This is a genomic window from Streptomyces sp. NRRL WC-3549 (genome assembly GCF_000721935.1).
Lineage (GTDB): Bacteria > Actinomycetota > Actinomycetes > Streptomycetales > Streptomycetaceae > Streptomyces.
The window spans coordinates 234803-236691 of sequence record NZ_KL585383.1; the positions used below are offsets into that span (position 1 = coordinate 234803).

Sequence of the window (1889 nt, forward strand, 5' to 3'; positions counted from 1 at the left end):
TGTGTATAAGAGACAGGCCGAGGCCGCCCGGCGGATGCTGCCGGGTGGTGCTCATCAGCGCTTCACCTCACCGATTCACCGTGTTGCCACGAACAGATAATGGTCAGATACAGAGTGTGCGGGTTCCATGACCCCGACGGGGTGTCTTCTGCCCGACCGGATCGCGACGACACCCACCTCGTCTACGCCAAGAGCGTGACATGAGCCGTGGACGCGTCGCCCGGGGCTCCTGGCCGGTCCGGAAGGTACTCACAGGTCAGGCGCTCAGAGCGTCTTCGAGCGTGGCGTGGACGGTGAAGACCGCCTCCGCGCCCGTGATCTCGAAGACACGGGCCACCACCGGCTGCATTCCGGCCAGATGGACCCCGCCCCCGGCCGCCTCGGCCTTCAGGCGGGCCCCGAGCAGCACGTTGAGCCCGGTGGAATCACAGAACTCGAGGCCCGAGCAGTCGACCACCAGGCGCGCACGCCCTTGCTCGACCGCGCTCTCCAGGGGCTCGCGCAGCAGATCGGCGGTGTGGTGATCGAGCTCGCCCACCGGCGTCACGACCTCGCTGAGCCCCTCCGTCCGGGCCTCGACCTGAAGCCGACCCCGGTTCGCACTGCCGACCGTCCCGCGGTCCATCGCCCGTTCCTCTTCGCCGTCCGTCACTGTCCGCAGCACCTTGTGCACGGTTGTCCGCGCGGCTCTTGCCGACGTCCGTGAAACATTACGCGTTTCCCTCGCCACACGGTAGTCGAAGAACTCAACAAACCGGACATATATGAGCAATTGGCGCTTGTAACTCGTGGCTGGAACCGGGTATGGGTAGAAGGGTCATCTCTCATCGGACCGCGACCGGCTTCGGAGGCGCCGCTTCACCGCAGGAACACGTATGGGCATCGGCAGCCATATGCCGAGAACGATGGAGGAGAACCATGTCACCCCGGCTCGACGTATCGCGTACCCACATCGCGACGTCGGCATGTCCTCAGGGACCGACCGATTCCGACTCCCCCGCCGCGAGCGCCGTTCCCGGCCCGCGCGCCGGTGTCGCCCCGAGCGACGCCTACGGCCTTCCCCTGGACGGCCTCGAGGATCTCCCCGAGATCCCTCCCTACGACGAGATCGGCGCCATCGACGCCAGGGCCCTGTCGAAGACGCTCTTCGCACGGCTCGAAACCCTCGAAGAGGGCACGCACGAGTACGCGTACGTCCGCAACACCCTGGTCGAGCTCAACCTCGCCCTGGTCAAGTTCGCCGCCGCGAGGTTCCGTTCGCGCAGCGAGCCGATGGAGGACATCGTCCAGGTCGGCACGATCGGCCTCATCAAGGCGATCGACCGCTTCGAGCTCAGCCGCGGCGTCGAGTTCCCCACCTTCGCGATGCCCACGATCATCGGCGAGATCAAGCGCTTCTTCCGCGACACCAGCTGGTCCGTGCGCGTCCCGCGCCGGCTGCAGGAGCTCCGCCTCGACCTCGCCAAGGCGGGCGACGAGCTGGCCCAGCAGCTGGACCGCGCCCCCACCGTCGTCGAGCTCGCCGAACGCCTGGGCATCTCGCACGAAGAGGTCGTCGAGGGCATGACCGCGAGCAACGCGTACACCGCGAGCTCGCTGGACGCCAAGCCCGAGGACGACGACACCGAGGGCGCGCTCGCCGACCGCATCGGCTACGAGGACAACGGCCTGGAGGGCATCGAGTACGTCGAGTCCCTCAAGCCGCTGATCGCCTCGCTGCCGTCGCGGGACCGCACGATCCTCTCCCTGCGGTTCGTCGCCAACATGACGCAGTCGGAGATCGGCGAGGAGCTCGGCATCTCGCAGATGCACGTCTCCCGGCTGCTGTCCCGGACCCTCGTCAAGCTCCGGAGGGGCCTGACCGTCGAGGAGTGACCGGCGGCCGGCCG

General features: G+C 67.6%; 2 protein-coding genes. One reads left to right on the top strand and one right to left on the bottom strand.

The window, feature by feature from the left end; all coding sequences use genetic code 11:
* Positions 1-256: 256 nt before the first annotated feature.
* The gene (locus IH13_RS0103230; protein WP_031080884.1) at positions 257-625 is read right to left on the bottom strand and encodes an STAS domain-containing protein; all 369 of its coding nucleotides are present in this window, start codon (positions 623-625) and stop codon (positions 257-259) included.
* Between the two features lie 293 nt (positions 626-918).
* On the opposite strand from IH13_RS0103230, the gene IH13_RS0103235 reads away from it, so the two are divergent.
* Positions 919-1875 (top strand): RNA polymerase sigma factor SigF, encoded by a 957-nt coding sequence (locus IH13_RS0103235; RefSeq protein WP_031080885.1) that lies wholly within the window; start codon positions 919-921, stop codon positions 1873-1875.
* Positions 1876-1889 lie beyond the last annotated feature (14 nt).